Annotated in this window: 15 protein-coding genes and 1 pseudogene; 7 read left to right on the top strand and 9 right to left on the bottom strand. The window is 41.5% G+C overall.

The features are described 5' to 3' along the window. Positions 1-80: 80 nt before the first annotated feature. The 4 genes from PTUN_RS18425 (at position 81) to PTUN_RS18410 (ending at position 3,981) form a co-directional block, all read left to right on the top strand. Positions 81-1,670 carry a Na/Pi cotransporter family protein gene (locus PTUN_RS18425; RefSeq protein ID WP_009836442.1) on the top strand — a complete coding sequence of 530 codons (1,590 nt, stop codon included), beginning with the start codon at positions 81-83 and terminating at the stop codon, positions 1,668-1,670. A gap of 83 nt (positions 1,671-1,753) precedes the next feature. Continuing rightward, entirely contained in the window at positions 1,754-2,143 is a 390-nt protein-coding gene (locus tag PTUN_RS18420; RefSeq protein WP_009836443.1) for an MbcA/ParS/Xre antitoxin family protein, read from the top strand. Next, positions 2,127-2,810 (top strand): RES family NAD+ phosphorylase, encoded by a 684-nt coding sequence (locus tag PTUN_RS18415; RefSeq protein ID WP_009836444.1) that lies wholly within the window; start codon positions 2,127-2,129, stop codon positions 2,808-2,810. The genes PTUN_RS18420 and PTUN_RS18415 overlap by 17 nt, the downstream gene beginning before the upstream one ends. Positions 2,811-2,892: 82 nt before the next feature. Next, a complete protein-coding gene (locus PTUN_RS18410) occupies positions 2,893-3,981 on the top strand; it encodes an MBL fold metallo-hydrolase (protein ID WP_009836445.1) in 1,089 nt (362 codons plus the stop codon). A gap of 124 nt (positions 3,982-4,105) precedes the next feature. On the opposite strand, the gene PTUN_RS18405 is transcribed toward PTUN_RS18410, so the two are convergent. The 6 genes from PTUN_RS18405 to PTUN_RS18380 all read right to left on the bottom strand — a co-directional run bounded on the left by PTUN_RS18405 (position 4,106) and on the right by PTUN_RS18380 (position 10,973). Beyond that, entirely contained in the window at positions 4,106-6,430 is a 2,325-nt protein-coding gene (locus tag PTUN_RS18405; RefSeq protein WP_040643511.1) for a TonB-dependent receptor domain-containing protein, read from the bottom strand. A gap of 580 nt (positions 6,431-7,010) precedes the next feature. After that, the gene (locus PTUN_RS18400) at positions 7,011-7,415 is read right to left on the bottom strand and encodes a hypothetical protein (RefSeq protein ID WP_009836447.1); all 405 of its coding nucleotides are present in this window, start codon (positions 7,413-7,415) and stop codon (positions 7,011-7,013) included. 1 nt (position 7,416) lies between these two features. Next, positions 7,417-8,331, bottom strand: a complete 915-nt coding sequence (locus tag PTUN_RS18395; protein WP_009836448.1) for a zinc dependent phospholipase C family protein — start codon at positions 8,329-8,331, stop codon at positions 7,417-7,419. Positions 8,332-8,438: 107 nt separating this feature from the next. Further along, on the bottom strand, positions 8,439-9,026 hold the full coding sequence (locus tag PTUN_RS18390; protein WP_009836449.1) for a hypothetical protein: 588 nt from the start codon (positions 9,024-9,026) through the stop codon (positions 8,439-8,441). A 332-nt stretch (positions 9,027-9,358) separates the two neighbouring features. After that, positions 9,359-9,919, bottom strand: coding sequence for a dihydrofolate reductase family protein (locus PTUN_RS18385; protein WP_009836450.1), 561 nt, complete (start codon positions 9,917-9,919; stop codon positions 9,359-9,361). A gap of 589 nt (positions 9,920-10,508) precedes the next feature. Beyond that, a complete protein-coding gene (locus PTUN_RS18380) occupies positions 10,509-10,973 on the bottom strand; it encodes an energy transducer TonB (protein WP_040643416.1) in 465 nt (154 codons plus the stop codon). A gap of 429 nt (positions 10,974-11,402) precedes the next feature. Between PTUN_RS18380 and PTUN_RS18375 the strand changes: the two are divergent. The 3 genes and pseudogenes from PTUN_RS18375 to PTUN_RS22015 form a co-directional block, all read left to right on the top strand. Beyond that, positions 11,403-11,747: pseudogene (locus tag PTUN_RS18375) on the top strand (transposase); the annotation flags it as partial. Positions 11,748-11,956: 209 nt separating this feature from the next. Beyond that, entirely contained in the window at positions 11,957-12,862 is a 906-nt protein-coding gene (locus tag PTUN_RS18370; protein WP_009836453.1) for an ankyrin repeat domain-containing protein, read from the top strand. Between the two features lie 899 nt (positions 12,863-13,761). Then, positions 13,762-13,917 carry a hypothetical protein gene (locus PTUN_RS22015; protein ID WP_009836456.1) on the top strand — a complete coding sequence of 52 codons (156 nt, stop codon included), beginning with the start codon at positions 13,762-13,764 and terminating at the stop codon, positions 13,915-13,917. 137 nt (positions 13,918-14,054) lie between these two features. Here the strand turns inward: PTUN_RS22015 and PTUN_RS18360 are convergent, their stop codons facing one another. The 3 genes from PTUN_RS18360 to PTUN_RS18350 form a co-directional block, all read right to left on the bottom strand. Further along, positions 14,055-14,663, bottom strand: coding sequence for a glutathione S-transferase family protein (locus PTUN_RS18360; RefSeq protein WP_009836458.1), 609 nt, complete (start codon positions 14,661-14,663; stop codon positions 14,055-14,057). A 94-nt stretch (positions 14,664-14,757) separates the two neighbouring features. Next, positions 14,758-15,810: an NADP-dependent oxidoreductase gene (locus tag PTUN_RS18355; protein WP_009836459.1), complete on the bottom strand. Its 1,053-nt coding sequence runs from the start codon at positions 15,808-15,810 to the stop codon at positions 14,758-14,760. Between the two features lie 25 nt (positions 15,811-15,835). Then, positions 15,836-16,993, bottom strand: a complete 1,158-nt coding sequence (locus PTUN_RS18350; RefSeq protein WP_009836460.1) for an iron-containing alcohol dehydrogenase — start codon at positions 16,991-16,993, stop codon at positions 15,836-15,838. Positions 16,994-17,005: the final 12 nt, after the last annotated feature.

Here is a 17,005-nt window from a genome sequence, read left to right as displayed (position 1 = left end):
AACTCAAGCCAAGTAAGATGCTAAAGTGATAATCGGCTTAACTAAACGCAAATCAACCGCTATTTATAGCAAGGATCATTATGCTGCAACTGCTTGGCGCTCTAGGATTATTTTTACTTGGCATGTGGTTACTCACTGAAGGGCTAAAACTCGCAGGCGGTAAAGCGCTTGAACATTTACTCGGCACATGGACCAAAAGTCGCTCGCGTGGCTTTGCAGCTGGGGTATTAGTGACCGCGTTAGTGCAATCATCCAGTGCTGTAACCGTCGCCACCATTGGCTTTGTTAATGCCAGTTTAATGACCTTTCGCCAATCAGTTTGGGTGATTTTTGGCAGTAATGTGGGCACCACACTCACCGCATGGCTTGTCACGCTATTTGGTTTTACCGTTAAACTCGATGCTTATACATTTGCTTTAATTGGCGTAGGCGCATTTTTAAAGGTCTTTGGTTGGAGTGACCGCGCACGCTCTTTTGGCATGGCGCTCGCAGGCTTTGGCCTACTCTTTATGGGTATTGGGGCACTACAGCAAACCTTTTCAGAACTCACGGGGCAAATCGATTTAGCCGCCTTTAGTGCATGGATTGGCAATGCCTATATTGCAGGATTATTATTAGGCACACTGCTCACCGTATTAACCCAATCATCAAGCGCGGCCATTGCGCTGATTTTAACCGCTGTAGCCACTCAATTGGCAAGCTTAGAACTTGCGGCTGCGGCAGTAGTTGGCGCAAATATTGGCACTACGTCTACCGCTTTATTAGCAACTTTAGGGGCGACAGCAAATGCAAAGCGCCTCGCTTATGCCCATGTTTTATTCAACTGTGTAACGGCGGTTGTTGCTTTATTGCTGATTAGCCCATTGCTATTTGGCATTGCCTGGCTTGAACAAACATTACAATTTACTTCGGCTGCAACCTTAACAGTCACTATTTTTCATAGTGTTTTTAATTTGTTAGGGGTGATGTTAATGCTGCCGCTAGAGCCTCGAATGTCAGCATATTTATTACGGTGTTTTAATCAAAAGCTAACAGGCACTACAAGCCAGCTCGATAACAATATCAGCCAAATCCCAGATTTAGCAACACGCGCAGCACAAACCGAATTAAAACAACTGCACTTACAGATTTTAAGTATTGATTTACAAAGCTTGGTACAGCCACAACAAAAACCTGCCGCCATGGCTCAAATTGAACAAGGATTAAATCAATTGAACTTGTTTGTGCAAAATTGCGCGCAACAACAATTGACCGAAGAACATGCGCATAGTTTCACGCAAGTACTGATTGCGAGTCATTACTTACATAACGCAAATAACGCGCTTAAACAAATTTCGAGTCTTGATTTAGCCAGCACTAAACACGATGCATCACCCCGTTTAGCCCTTACACAATGGTTAAAACAAGCTCAAGATGTATGCCAAAACGCAGATCAACAAGCCTGGACACAAGCACTGATTGATTATCAGCACTTAAAAATGGCGATTTTAGCCAATGCCTTACAACAAGGTCTGCCCGAAATTGATAACTTATTGCAGTGTGCAAGCTTAGCAAAACGTTTTACCGAACAAATGCTGCAATTAAACACCTTTGAGCAGCTCGATTCACCCTTAAGTGAAAACAATACCCGTACGGTTACAGCCGATGCGCTTGAATCTACGCCACAATAAAACACCAATTTTACAGTATAATTTGAATTTACTACAAAAGCAGAGTAATATTAAACTATTAAGGCAAGGTGTTAAGGCATAACATGTCAGCAAATACAGAGCAGGTATTACATACCCATCCAGAAAAAACAGCGCAGGTCGCACTTGGCGTATTTTTTAACATCATGGATGCATGGCATGTAAAAGGAAAAGATCAAATTATCTTACTCGGCAAACCTGCCGAATCAACCTTTTACAACTGGAAAAAAGGCAAAGTATCGGCGTTATCGCTCGATACCCTTGAGCGGATTTCTTACATTATGGGGATTTATAAAGCGCTGGGAATTTTATTTCCTACTCGCGTCCAAGCCGATGCGTGGCCACATAAACCCAATCAAGCCTTTAATGGCCAAACCGCCCTTGAATTTATGCTCAAAGGTAGCTTGATCCAACTTAGCGATTTAAGAAGGTATCTTGATGCTCAACGAGGTTAATAGTTGCTTACCAGACTGGGAAAACGTCTATCGCCTTGTCCCGAGTCACTTTCCGCCTATCGATTTATTTGAAAATGTCGCCGACCCGCAGGATTTAGAGATAGTCTTTGCCATAGAAGCGCTAACCAACGATAGGCTGCGCGAACAAACAGGCTGCCTTGCTTTAGTACCGAGTGAGGAGCGAATTTGTGGGGTTGGTTCAACGCCGGTGATGGCAGCATTTACCCATATTGGCATTGCAACACGCTTTACCGATGGCCGTGAATATGGGGTATATTACGGTGCAAAAGAGCTTAATACCGCCTTTAGTGAAACCATTTATCACCGCGAAAAATTTTTAGCAGCCACCGCAGAGCCCGATACCGAACTCACCATGCGTTGCTATATCAATAAAGTAGCACTGCCGCTGCATGATATTCGAGCAGATACGTATGCACATTTGCATCAAGATGATTATGCTGCGCCCCAGCAATTTGCCAAACAGCTACGCAGCCTTGGCAGCAATGGCTTAATTTATAACAGTGTTAGAGAACAAGGCGGGCAATGCATTGCAGCCTTTAAACCCAAAGCGGTAACCATTCCAATTCAGGCTGGCCATTATAAATACGTGTGGAATGGTAAAAAACAACAGATTGAGCATGTGCTTGCAGTGAGTATGGTAAAATAATCTCTTTAGATTTTGCTACTGAAATCTTCTGTTAAACGGGTTACTATCGCTTTAGCGTTAATTTTGAGCACTTGAAAACTCGATGAAACACCCTATTCAAATCCTATTAGTTGGCACTATCACCTTACTCACTGGCTGCAGTACAGCCAATCATGTTAACCAAATTATTCAACCACAAAGTAAAGTATTTAAAGGTGATGATGGCCGCTATGTAAACCAATACAGCGGTGAAAAAACCTATCCGCTCACCTGTACAGAAAACTGTTATCAGCCTCGCCCTGAATTGCAATGTGAAACAGATCAACCCGCTGAGCGTTGCAAATATATTGGCCCAAAGCCAACACTTGCCTTAAACAGTGGTTTTAAAGTCAAATGGCTTGGCCATGCCAGTTTTCAAGTCACCACCGACAACGGCCAGCAATTTTTGTTTGACCCCGTTACTGCACAATTTGATTGGCCGGTTGATTTAGCCTTTCGACTCGATAGCGGCTTTTATCGTAATTTACCTGCAAAGTTAACTGAGCAAGAACTTACTCACGCCAATGCAATTATGTATTCACACGTTCACTACGATCATTTTAATAAGCAAGACATTGCTGACATCGGAGTCAATACGCCTTTTTATGTGCCGCTTGGTTTAGGCGATCATTTTCCTAACGACGGTTATCAGATTAATGAAATGGCGTGGTACAGCAAGCAACAAGTGGGTGATACCACTATTCATAGCGTGCCTGCACATCATTTTAGTAATCGAATTTGGGTGCCTTTTTTATATGAAGATTGGGCTAAAGCCAGCTGGAATGGCTGGGTACTTGAATCAAAAGGTAAAAAACTATTTTTTGCCGGCGATACCGGTTATTCGGCGCATTTTGCCGATATTAAACAACAACTAGGCGACATAGATATCTGTTTATTACCGATTGCTTCTTATCATCACCCAGAGGATGCAAACTGGTATCGCTATGTGCACATGACACCCGAAGATGCGTTAACTGCCGCTCAAGACTTAGGCTGTAAAGTGATGATCCCATGGGGTTATGGCAATGCTAGTTGGAAAATGGGTGATATCAGTTCACATTCCGCCTTAGTAAGGCTGTTAAATATGAAAGAGCAAATGGGCTCAACCATGCCCATTTTAGTGCTTAATGAAGGTGACGCCATTTCATTGTAGCACCTAGAGCACATACAAAAAACAAACCCGCTTTACCTTATGGTAAGCGGGTTAGTTTATTCAGTTAGCTATAAGTGCAAGCTTAATTACTCACACTTAATCACTCTTACTTAATTGCGAGAAGTTAGAAATTGTAACTTAGCGATACCCAGTAGCTACGTGCTTTTTGCGTTGTATTGTAATCAGAAGTACATTCATATTCTTCTTCAGAGGCGGCTAACAAACACGTTCTGCTTGATAAATCATCATCTAATATATTGTTAATACGCGCATTAATTGCAAGATTGTTGCTCAATTTATAACTCGCGGCTAAATGATATAAATCGTAGGCTTTGTAATATAACTTTTGTGTTTCTGGACCTTGTGGACCCGATATATTAGCAGTACCACGAAAACGATCACTTCGAATTTCAGCTAACAAAGACACACTTAATTGCTCCATTGGCTGCCATGCCAGCGTCACGTTATACATATTTTTTGGTGTATTCACTAGCGGCAAACCACTGTCGCGCCCACTTTTAACTTCACTGTCAGTATACGTAAAATTACCACTGAGGGCTAAAGTTTCAATAAATTGATAACGTGCCGATACTTCCACACCGCGAGTTTGAGATTCATCAACATTGGCTGCTTGAGTAAAACTAGTGCTGCCAACGCCTGCCCAACCTTTGCCAATTTCAACACATGGCGTATTAGCGGGAGCCACTTCACAGTTGGGTAAATTATCTTGGTTAATGATTTTGTCTTTAAAATCATTATAAAAAACTGTGATATTACCGCTTAATGCATCGCTGCCATTAAAATAAGCGGCAACTTCATAGTTAACACTGGTTTCGGGTTGTAAGTCTGGCGTGCCAACAAACGGCTTAGTGCCTTGACCACCAAAACCGGTAATGCCCGGAAATAACTGATTCGGCTCTGGTGTTTTATAACCTGTGCTCACTCCGCCTTTTACCGTCCATTCATTGGTTGGCGAATACGCCAAATAAGCACGCGGACTTACTTGGGAGCCAAAAATATTATGGTGATCATAACGGGCACCAAACGTTGCTGTTAATTGGCGGCTTAATTCCCAATTATCTTCAGCAAAAATAGCGCTTTGGCGATGATCTTGCGTAGTCCCGGAGCGAAATCCATCGCCATACATACCAAATACGCCATCTTCCATCGAAGCATCAAAATACTGGGCGCCCACCACAAAATAGTGGTTATCGATATTCGATTCGAGTTTACTATTAAGTATTAAATTCTCTATTTGTAAAGTACGCACTGGACGTGGCAAAAATTGCGCTTCAAGTTGCTGATAAATAGCATCGGTTAATTTAGGTTTACTGGTGCCTTGCTCGGCCACTGCGTTATCCCAAATAGCCTGAACACCTAAACGCTCTTGCACATTAAGGGGTAAAGAGCGGCCAAAATTTTCACTGCGACTTTGGGTTAAACTCGTTGAAAGCGTACCAAAGTCATAACGACCCACATGGGCAAATACAAATTGCTCACGTTCTACACGTTGATAAGGCGTATAACCTACACGTGGTTGCACTATGCCTTTGCTGACACGCCATAAACTAACAGGACTATCTAATGTGCCTGTTTGACCTTGGGTATTGTCGTAGCGTTGTTTAGCAATATCATATTCAAACGCAAAGTCATTTTTGCTATCAAATTGATAATTAAGACTTAAGCCTGCATTCCAGTTATGAGCCGCAACAATTTTTTTATCGCCAAAACTGCCATCATCGACCCACATTGACCCATTAGGCAGCGGTAAACTGTCGCTATAAGTCGGTGCACTTTCATCGCGGTCATAAAAACTGCCTCGCACGCCATACGTTAATCCGTCAATGCCACTTGGGCCTGTTAGGTATAAATCGATTTTATTATCGTTACCATACTGACTATCTGCTTGCACATTACTGCTAAGCGTCATGCTGCCATGGGTGCTATTCATGTTTTTACGAGTAATAATGTTGATCACACCACCAATTGCATCAGCACCGTATAGGGTCGACATTGGGCCACGCACCACTTCAATACGTTCAATCGCTTCAAGTGGTGGCATGTACATAAATTGGCTATTACCAAAATTGTTTGGGCCAATATTTCCGACATCACTCTGACGGCGGCCATCAATCAATACCAAGGTATAATTGGCCGGTAAACCACGCATAGTAATGCTGATATTACCGTTTTTATCTTGCCCAGCGCCAACATCAATACCTTCAATATCACGCAGTGCATCAGCCAAACTAGTAAACGGTTTATTTTGTAAATCCGCACGACTCACCACCGAAACGCTGGCGGGTGCATCAATTAATTTTTGCTCATAACCGGAGGCGGTTACCACCATGACTTCCATATTTTGCGCGCTATCATCCTCAGCAAAAACGGAACCTGATGAGAGTAATACACTGATAATTGAGGCTAAATAAAGCGGGCGAGGTTTCATGGTACTTCCTTGAAAAGCAATTAAATAACATTTATTGATATGAAAGGCGCGCATGATAACTGTTATCATTTGCATATGCAATTGTATTATTTAACTTTAGAGCAAATTACGGCTAAAAAAATAAAGCCCCAAAAAGATGAGAGAATAAATTGTTAAGATTGATTAAATTTATATCAATGAGGGAGTTATGGGTGTCATAGATTGCTATTTTTCACAAAGTGAAATGATAGACACCAACAAAAATGACCGATTAACTCATACAATCTGCGAGTGATTTTCACATTAAAACGCCCTATAAAGTGATGAGGCTGAATGTTTTAACGTGAGTCAATATTTTAATCTTAATACTGCTTATCAGTTTTACTTAACCTAAATTCTGAATAGGAAATTTAATAACATATTGAATTAAAGATAAATAAGTAGGCTCCAGATCTCTTGTCAGGGATTTTTAAGGAGAGCGAGCCTATTGCAAGTTACTACAACGCTGTTAAGGTTAAAAATAGCTGGCTGAAATAGATTTATTATCCAGCATTGGGTTACTTCAAGACCTCGTTAGGTATAGACACGTGCTGTTTTATGTTCAAAAACTACAAACTTGGCTTGCATTTAGCGTCACTTCACACGCTTTATTAGCGGTTGACTGCCAATGTTGAACATCAGACTGAGCGGTACATCCAGCATCTTCAATTAATACAACGTCATGCTCACAAAGCAATAAAATGGCATGATTATCTTGAATTTCAATTTTAAGCTCATAACCTTTAAATGGTTCAAGCTTAGTTTCATCATTATTGATAGCAGCTAACAGCAGCGCTTGTGAAGTTACATATTGTTGCGCACTAAACTTTAACGTGCCATCCACCGCGGCAGCGATGTCTTTTAATTGTGAGGCAAGATCAATAATTTTCTCTGGATCATGAGCATTGGCTAACTTGTTACAACCGACAGATAAAAAAATAGTGAGTACTAAAATAATGTATTTCATCTTAAATATTCCACGCGGTTAAGCTTCCAGTTTCATCTCGGCCATTATCTAGATTCCAATTGCAGATTTGGCTGCATTCGCCATCGTCAAAAACAGCATTAGCGATAATTGTGATAAAAAACTGAATATTTTTAATCGCTAAATCAAAAATATCATTGTAATGCATGCGGCCATTAGGTGTCTCAAGATTGGTTATAAAGCTATCATCAATTTCATTTTTACGGGGGTAAAGCAGGCCATTATTTGCTGCAACATGCCTTGCCCAAGGAAACAGCCTATAACCTTCTTCGGCATGATTAACAACCAATTGAAACCCTGTATGCCAAGCATTAAAGTCTGGTGCAGCTAATTGAGCGTAATCGGAATGTATATCCGTTAAAATAGCTTGCCAAACTCCTGTAATATCATCATCAAGACAACCATTTTGGCTAGTGCAAGATCCAATATTAAGCTCTACTCTATCTGCCAGACCTATTTCACCAAGATTTAATCTCGGCCAGATATACGCATCTTGATTCATTTCACAGGTACGGTGTTGTGTTTTATTTTGTTCATAAGGACCCACTTTAAGCTCAACCACAGGATGGATGGTGATATCAGCAGCAACATGTGACATATAACCACAAAGCCAGGCAAAGCACTTTTCTTGCGCCAGCCCTTCTAGCTTTTTGCAATAGTGTACAGCTGCCTTAATGACATCTCCTGTTTTCTCATAATGCATTAAATCCGCCCATTTATTTTGCTCTGAATGACCAACAGCTAAATAAGGGTAGTCAGGAGATACGCAGCCAAGTTCAAGATAGTTTTGATTTTTACTTAAGATTAATTTTGCTTTCACAGGAATATTCATTCCACAAAGGGCATTATTATCAGTCGCTATATTAACTGCTGTTATATGAGCAAATGCACCAGGCATACCTAAATCCTTATACTTAATTGATTAATACTGTTAAAAAGATAGACCTAAAATTTCAAAGAAAAGGTTAAACAGCAAAAAATTGCCTACATAAAAAAATATCCAAACTAGCCAGTGTGCTTAGTTGCTAACTTTTTATGCATAACCACCCAATTGATTGCACTACATTTCGACCCTGCTTGAGGTTGCCCTAATGGGGAAAAGCCATGCGCTTTCATTTTGCTCACTCTAGACCCAGGGCAATCAAATACGATACAGCTAGCCCCTAGCTTTAAAGACATATTGATCCGTTCTGTGACTAAAAAAGTAGATAACTGTAAACCTCGATGGTTTTCACATACCACGAGCCGATTAAATGATGCTATGGGATAGCTAATCTGATCGAAAAACTGGGTATATAACGAAGATTCTGGCAACGTTTCAATTGAGGTATGCATACTTAAGCGGGCCGATGCTATTAATTTATTCTCAAAATAAACTCCCCATATATAAGCATGATAGTCTTCTTTTTCTACCCATGAGTTAGCCACCAGAGAATTAGACATATCCATGCCTCTAGCAGCCCAAACTCGATGCCGCAAGGCTCCTACTTCTTTAACAACATGGTTTTTTATTAAACTTTCAGGGTTAATCAATGCAACATAATAACCCTCAGGTAACTGAACATGAGTAACTCTCTCGGCGACAAATTCCATTATTTATAGCTCCAAATCTTAAATATCGAAGTGCTAGTGCGTCCATCATCCATAACGACCTTTACAATTAATTGATCTTTCATCACCTTTTGGGTTACATCACAACATTAAGGTACTTAACGGGACGTTAAAATGACCGGTGTAACAATAATACGTATAAACAATAACCGAGTCCCTATTTTGATACAATGTATTACAAGTTTCCACTTTGCTGCTAAGCTAATTTGTCTGCAGCCAGAGCCACAGTCCAACTTTAAATCTAAGGTATTGATATATTTTAATTTTTCATATTTAACAGCCAAATATTATCGCTTCGACTTCACAGCTTTTTATCAGTAACTGACCGAATACTTAATTTGAATAAAATCATTTGGAAACGCGGTTGCATTTGCCTCTAACAACTTGATAGGTTTTTCAATTTTGCCAAAAAGTGGAATCCCCTCACCTAGAATAATCGGGGCTTTAGTGATGATCATTTCATTTATCAATTGCTGATTTATAAACGCGGTAATGGTCTTGCCACCATCAATATAGGCGTGTTGATAACCATCGCTTGCTAACTTGTTTATCAGCGCTAATATATCACCCGAGTACATCTCAACTTTATTTCGCAAATTCTCAGGGGCGACGCTAACTGAATGACTCAGTACATAAATCTTAATATCGCCATACGGCCACTGCTCTGGCGCCAAATTAAAATCTGCTAGGGTCTGCATACACTTGCGCCCCATAATCATACAATCAACTGATGCAATAAAATGATGAAACCCCATATCAGGGTTTGCACTCATATCTGCATCTTGGTTACCCGATGTATGAAGCCAATCTACAGCCCCCTCTGATGTGGCGATATAGCCATCAGCACTAGTTGCAATAAATACCGAACATTTCATGATTAATGTGACCTCAAATTTAAAATTACAGTGACACAGCTAATTTGCAGAATAAAAAGGCGCTGCGCTACACCGAGGGGTAAAAGCACATGACAACACCCGCTTTTATTGCAACCAAAATAGCGTAAGCGATTAAAAATATGTTGAAATAAACAGCCAATTTGTAGGTCGTGATTTATCGCGACACGTCTTGGCTTTGGGACCATTGTGAGATAAAAAACTTTTACCACCGAGAGCCCCGAGGCGCTGCGCTACACCGAGGGTAAAGCACATTACAACCGCTCACATTTCAACCAAAGTAACCTAAGCGATTAAAAACATCCTGAAATAAACAGCCAGATTGTAGGTCGTGATTTATCGCGACAGGTCTTGGCCTTTGGGGCCATTATGAGATAAAAAACTTTTACCACCGAGGGCCCCGAGGCGCTGCGCTACACCGAGATTTAAAAGGTTATTTTCATGAGTATATGAATTTAAAAACCTATTTATTCAATAAGATAAACCATAGATAGATGCGAATGGGCATCATAAATTTACCAGCCAGTGTCTCGGTGCACCGATATGACACTGTCTCGGAGTTTTACAGCGCTTAAGATGAAAGACTTTTGCTAACATCGCGTTTAGGGCAGTTTTCAAGATACCCAGCATCCGTAGGGTTTCTGCTAGTCATAAAATCCATTTGAATAGACGTTAAAATAGGTGTATTGCCCTTGTTTTTTTCTGTCGCTTGCCACTGCCACTTAACTAAAGCCGCTGCCGCATTTTTATCAAATAAACCTTCAGGGTAAGATGAACGCACTTTATATCCGCGCGCTTTACCTGATTGATCAATGCCGACAATTAAATCAACACAACCAGAGATATTATTTTTTGCTGCTGAGATTGGATACTGTGGTTCAACTCTTTTTGTAACCGTCCAGTACGCATCAACAAGGTTGGCTTGCTCTTTAGCAGACAAATCTAAGTAATCTATTTTAGTTTTTTCAACTGGGGTGGTTGAAGCACACGAAACCACAAGAAGGGTTAATGGTAATAAACAATATACCTTATTCAACGCTTTCTCCTTTAGCTTTAACGAGTAACATTACTCGTTGAATAATTAATTTTTAAGGTGTGAACCTTATCTGAGTACCTATTTTGAGTCAATCGTTTAGTCTGTTTTTGTATTTTTCAGATATAAAACGTTTTCACCACCGAGCTCCCGAAGCACTACGAAGCAACGAGGGTAAAAACACATTACAACCGCTCACATTTCAACCAAAGCAACCCAACCGAATAAAAACATGTTGAAGTAAACAGCCAGATTGTAGGTCGTGATTTATCGCGACACGTCTTGGCTTTTGGGGCCATTGTGAGATACAGACGTTTTCACCACCGAGAACCCCGAGGCGCTGCGCTACAACGAGGTTAAACGATTGTTTTACGAGCACTAAATTTTAAAAGTCTTTTTATTTCAAGAAGATACTCATGAGTGTCTTGTTTTTTTTCCCGATTCTGCGGTTACTTAAAAGACTGTAAAATCTGCCCGCTGAAACAGCAATGTATGCGAAAGCCACCGATAAAAACAGGACGGCAAGTGCAGTTTAAGAATGATGAATCCCGCAAAAAAGTCAGTTACATCGACAAAATGAAAGTAAAAATAGACAGCCCAATGGGACGACGACAATACAGCAAACGACTCGGCTGTATAGAGCCCGTGTTCGGTAATATCACCGTCAATAAAGGCATGAATAAATTGACCTTGCGTGGTCAAACGAAAGTGAATGCCCAGTGGCAACTGTATTGCTTGGTTCATAATATAGAAAAGCTGCAAAACAGAGTGCATTAAGCAGGGGAAACCCTTTTTACACTTAAAAAGGGCTCAAAACCCCCACAAAAACCACAAGAAAACCCATCTAAAACCCCGATTTAAAATCTCACCTCAAAACAGCCTAAACGATTGAATCAAAATAGGAACTAAGTTATGGTTTGCTGATTAATAAAAACAAATTAAAAACGAGTAAATCTACAGGCTCGTTATGTTTTAAAGGATATCAAATGAATTCAGAGTCACTTTTTGAAGCTATCGAGGCTGAAGATTACAATCAAGTTATTGAGTGCTTAAAACAAGGGGGGGATCCAAATGGGCTTTGTAAAGATGGATATTACACTCCATTTAGAAGTGTTAGCGGATCTAGAAAAATCCAAAACAGTATAGAAGAAAATAGAAAAATAGCTGAAACTCTGATTGAGCTAATTAGATATGGCGCGAAAGTAACATCGAGAGATTTTTGTGATACATTTTTTTTGGGGAATTACCCTATTGATGCAATTGAAGAGGCTTTTAAGGTTTCAAAAAAACAAGTTATTAAAAAGTTTAATCTTAGTAGGATTTTGCACATAAGTAGTAATGCAATGGCTCACGAATCAGACTATGTTATTGCACTATTCGAACTATACGAACGTTTAACAAGTCCATTGGACAGCAACGCGTTAGGTTTAGCGCTAGCAGATTCGTTTTGGGATACTCAGTCTGGGCATGGCTCTTCAGAATATGGATGTTTATATAGAGAATCGTTTACTCCAGTCGTGGAGTATTTGATTGGACGAGGTGCTAACTTAAACGTTAAATCACGTTATAAAGAGCATACTAGTCTTATGCGGGCTGCTATGAATGAATACCCCGAAGTTTGCGAATTATTGCTAAAGCATGGGGCAGGAGTTAATGAAGTAAATGAAAAGGGCTTTACCGCATTAATGTTTGTTTCGGGGAAGATATATAGCACCCATATGTGGGAACCTAATCAAGAGCAATTTGAAATAGCTAAAATGTTGTTGAAAAATAATGCAGATATAAGTCTTAAAGCAAACAATAAAAGAACTGCTTTGTCATATGCTAAGTCATCTAATAATTTGAAAGTACTTGAAATTATTGAATTAGCAAAAGTAGCAATTAAAACATAACAATCCGTTAAAGTGCGACAAAATACAGTTGGCTATTTCGCTTCGCTCAAGTTTAGCCAACAACATTTTGCGCCTTAACAGGGGCGTTAGCTGTAGGAGGTAGATTAGTGCCATTACAAAATAGAGTCGATCCTTTTGGGAATTTGACTACCGTCAGCTCGCGAGGTGAGTTCCTCGGAAATAGAGGGATTCTGCATGATGAGAGTAGGAAAATAGTTAAGCCTTGGGCGCACAAAAATTGGGTGATTTGTGAACTTAGCTTTAAGGGAATAAAGCGAGAATTGTTTTCTCCGGGTAGCTACTCTGAGCTGTTTTTTTTGGACGAAGCTACAGCATTATCCGCAGGCAACAAAAAAAGTGGACACTCATAAATATCTCACTGATTTTAATTGTTATTTATAAAAATACAAATCAAAAATTGAGCTCATTGTAGAAGTGAGTTGAAGTAAACAGAGCTTGATGAAATTGATACGGCGGATTTGAACTATCCAAAACGATCTGGTAAATATTTTGACGTGAAATTGATGAGTATCTAGTTTTTTGTGAAAAGCAGTTTTTAAAACGAAACACTGTTGTTGATTTGAAAACGAACATAAATTTTAAATCAATTTTTCGGGCTAAAACCCGACAATTCACCAACAATCGAACCCTAAAAAGCTCTGCGCGCGCAGCGCCTCGAAGGCCTCTTTGGTGAAAAATCACCATACAACAAAAAGCATCGGGCAAAGCCCGACCTACAACAGCGGCCGAGCTGCACTCGCCTTCGCAAGCAGGCTTGCACCTACGCAAAACCCAAAGCTCACGCCGATGCCAACAATTCCCCCTTAAATCAAACCTGAAAAAATAGATTTGATGAATAATGCGCGACAGGAAGTCGAGCAAGCCATGCTAAGGCATGGATGCCGCTTCATGGCGGTTATATTCACATCAAATGTATTTTTGAAGATCAGTTTGCCTATTTTTTGAAAATCTGGGGCGCCGAGGGGTTCCAAGGGGAGATCGGCGATAGCCTCCCCTTGGCTGCCCATGCCCGCGCGACAACAATGTTAATTTAAAAAGCGGTTTTTAATTTAAAAGCAGTTGTTGATATGAAAACGAGTAATGCTGTTAAATAGCTGTCGGCCAAAGCCCGACCCACAAAAAGCGGCCGAGCTGCGCTCGCCTTCGCAAGCAGGCTTGCACCTACCAATAATTAACCGATTTGGGCGGCGGTTTGATAGGCTGGACGCTGCTGCATGGTTTTTAGGTATGCAAGTGTGTGCGGGTAGTCGGCTAATAAACCTAAGTTGGCGGCAAACTCGAGCATTACGGCCATCATAATATCGGCGGCAGTAAAGTTATCACCAGCAAAATAAGGGCGAGAGGTGAGTGTTGCTTCGATATAGCTAAAATCAACCTGTTTTTCTTTGCCGATATAGCCATCTAGCGGTTGCGTGCCGCTGCGTGATTCCATCGTCAGCAATAAACTGGTGATCACGGGCAATGCCAATGAGCCTTCGGCAAAATGAGACCATTCTAAATAACGATAATAATCGGCGCTGCCGCGTGCTGGGCGAAGGGCTGAGTCGCCCGCTTGATCAAGAATATACTCAAGCACTGCGCCCGATTCGCACAAAGTGATGTCGCCATCAACAATCACTGGGGCTTTGCCTAGTGGGTGAATGGCTTTTAAGCTCGCTGGCGCTAGGCGCGAATTGGCATCACGCTGATGATCAACGCGCTGATAAGCCATGCCGAGTTCTTCGAGTAACCATAAAACGCGCTTTGAACGAGATTGATTTAAATGATGCACTGTTAACATAGTGTGTTTCCTATACAGATAAAAACCTCATACCGATTAAGGTACAAGGTTAAATAAGCTAACTACTGGATAATAAAGTGACTATCGCGCTCAATTAAAGCGCGTCGGGCCCAACACGCACCACGAGTTTGCCAAAATTTTGCCCCGTTAATAAGCCAATAAATGCGGCGGCGGTTTGCTCAAACCCCTCTACCCTATCTTCACGATAATGAATTTTACCTTCGGCTAACCATGCTTGCATGGCTTGGCTGAATTCTTGATAACGATGACCATAATCATCAAAAACAATAAAACCCTGCATTTTGATGCGCTTGATCAGTAAATTACCCATCAATAGCGATAATCTATCTGGCCCATCAGGTAATTGCGTGGCATTGTACTGCGAAATTAAACCACATAACGGAATACGCGCTTTGCTATTGAGTAATGGCAATACGGCATCAAAAACTTTGCCGCCTACGTTTTCAAAATATACGTTGATCCCGGCATCGCACACTTGGGCTAATTGCGCGGCTAAATCATCACGGGTGTGATCTAGGCAGGCATCAAAACCCAGCGTTTGCACCGCAAACTCACATTTTTCTGCGCCACCGGCAATGCCCACTACTTTACACCCTTGTAGTTTGGCAATTTGGCCCACTAAACTGCCAACGGCGCCCGTAGCTGCGCCAACCACAACGGTTTCGCCTGCTTGGGGTTGGCCAATATCTAACAGCCCCATGTAAGCGGTTAAACCCGGCATACCAAGGACGCCTAACGCATACGATGGCATGGTCGGATTTTTGCCTAATTTTAATAAGTTAGTGCCATCTGATACTGAATAATCTTGCCAACCGGCAAACGCAACCACCCATTCGCCTTCGCTATAATCGCTATGGTGTGATTTTTCGACCACACACACCGCACCGCCCACCATCACATCGTTAATGGCAACGGGTTCTGCATAGGATTTTGCATCACTCATGCGGCCACGCATGTACGGGTCAAGCGACAGATAAACCGTGCGCAGTAATACTTCACCTTCTTTTGGTGTGGGTATGTCAGTGGCAACAAAATTAAAATCACTGATTGTTGGTGCGCCAACAGGACGCGATGCCAGTAACCATTGCCGGTTTTTTGTCGCAGTTTGGCTTACAGGTGTTGTCATTTTGCTTTCCTTACCAAGCAGCGATTTACAGCGCTGCCACTAAAATTTCACGGCTTACATCAAGCGTTACCGCGCCTTTTTCGCCTAACTTCACCATGCCATGCGCAGCAAGTTGATTCACTAAGCCATCAATCGCATCGTCTGCAAGTTCAACATGCGACAAACGTGTTGGCACTTGCATGGTGGTAAAGAAGTCTTCAGTTAAGGCTATCGCACGGGCAATACGCGATGCGTCATCACCCTCGTTCAGTTGCCAAATGCGCGATGCATATTGTAATAATTTTTCACGTTTTGCGTCGCTGCATACTTTCATAACCGCAGGCAATACAATTGATAACGTACGTGCGTGGTCAATGCCATAAGACGCCGTTAATTCATGGCCAATCATGTGCGTGGTCCAATCTTGTGGAACACCAGCACCAATTAAACCATTTAATGCCATGGTGGCTGCCCACATAATGTTGCCACGCACCGCTAAATCGTGTTTGGTTGCATCTGCAAGGGCTTTGGGACCTTCTTCGATTAAGGTCAGTAATAAACCCTCAGCAAAACGGTCTTGTACTTTGCCATTAACGTCATAAGTCAGGTATTGCTCCATGGTATGAACAAATGCATCTACCACGCCGTTACTAATTTGGCGGTCGGAGAGCGATAACGTCACCGCAGGGTCTAATACCGCAAATACAGGGCGAACTAATGGGTTTAAAAACGCCAGCTTGTTACCATCGCGAGTGATCACAGCGCCAGTATTACTTTCAGAACCAGTGGCAGGTAACGTCAGTACACAACCTATTGGGAGTGCTGCGGTGATAGGCTGTTGTTTTGCAACCAGATCCCATGGATCGTCACCTTCATAAAGTGCTGCAGCGGCAATAAATTTAGTGCCATCGACCACAGAACCACCGCCAACAGCCAGTAAATAGTCAATATTATGAACGCGAATTAATTTCATCGATTTCATTAAGGTATCGTAACTTGGGTTTGGCTCAATGCCTGAAAATTCAAACCAAGTATGATCCCTAAGTGCCGTTGCCACTTGGTCGTACACACCGTTACTTTTAATTGAACCGCCACCATAGGTCACTAAAATGCGTGCCGATTTAGGAATGGCATCGGTAATGGCTGCAATTTGACCTTCGCCAAAATGAATGTGAGTACTGTTTTCAAAGCTAAAATTAAACATTTTTTATTCCTA

This window comes from Pseudoalteromonas tunicata (assembly GCF_002310815.1).
GTDB classification, from domain to species: Bacteria; Pseudomonadota; Gammaproteobacteria; order Enterobacterales; family Alteromonadaceae; genus Pseudoalteromonas; species Pseudoalteromonas tunicata.
Note: the sequence above shows the minus strand (reverse complement) of the source record. Positions and strands in the feature narration are given on the sequence as shown.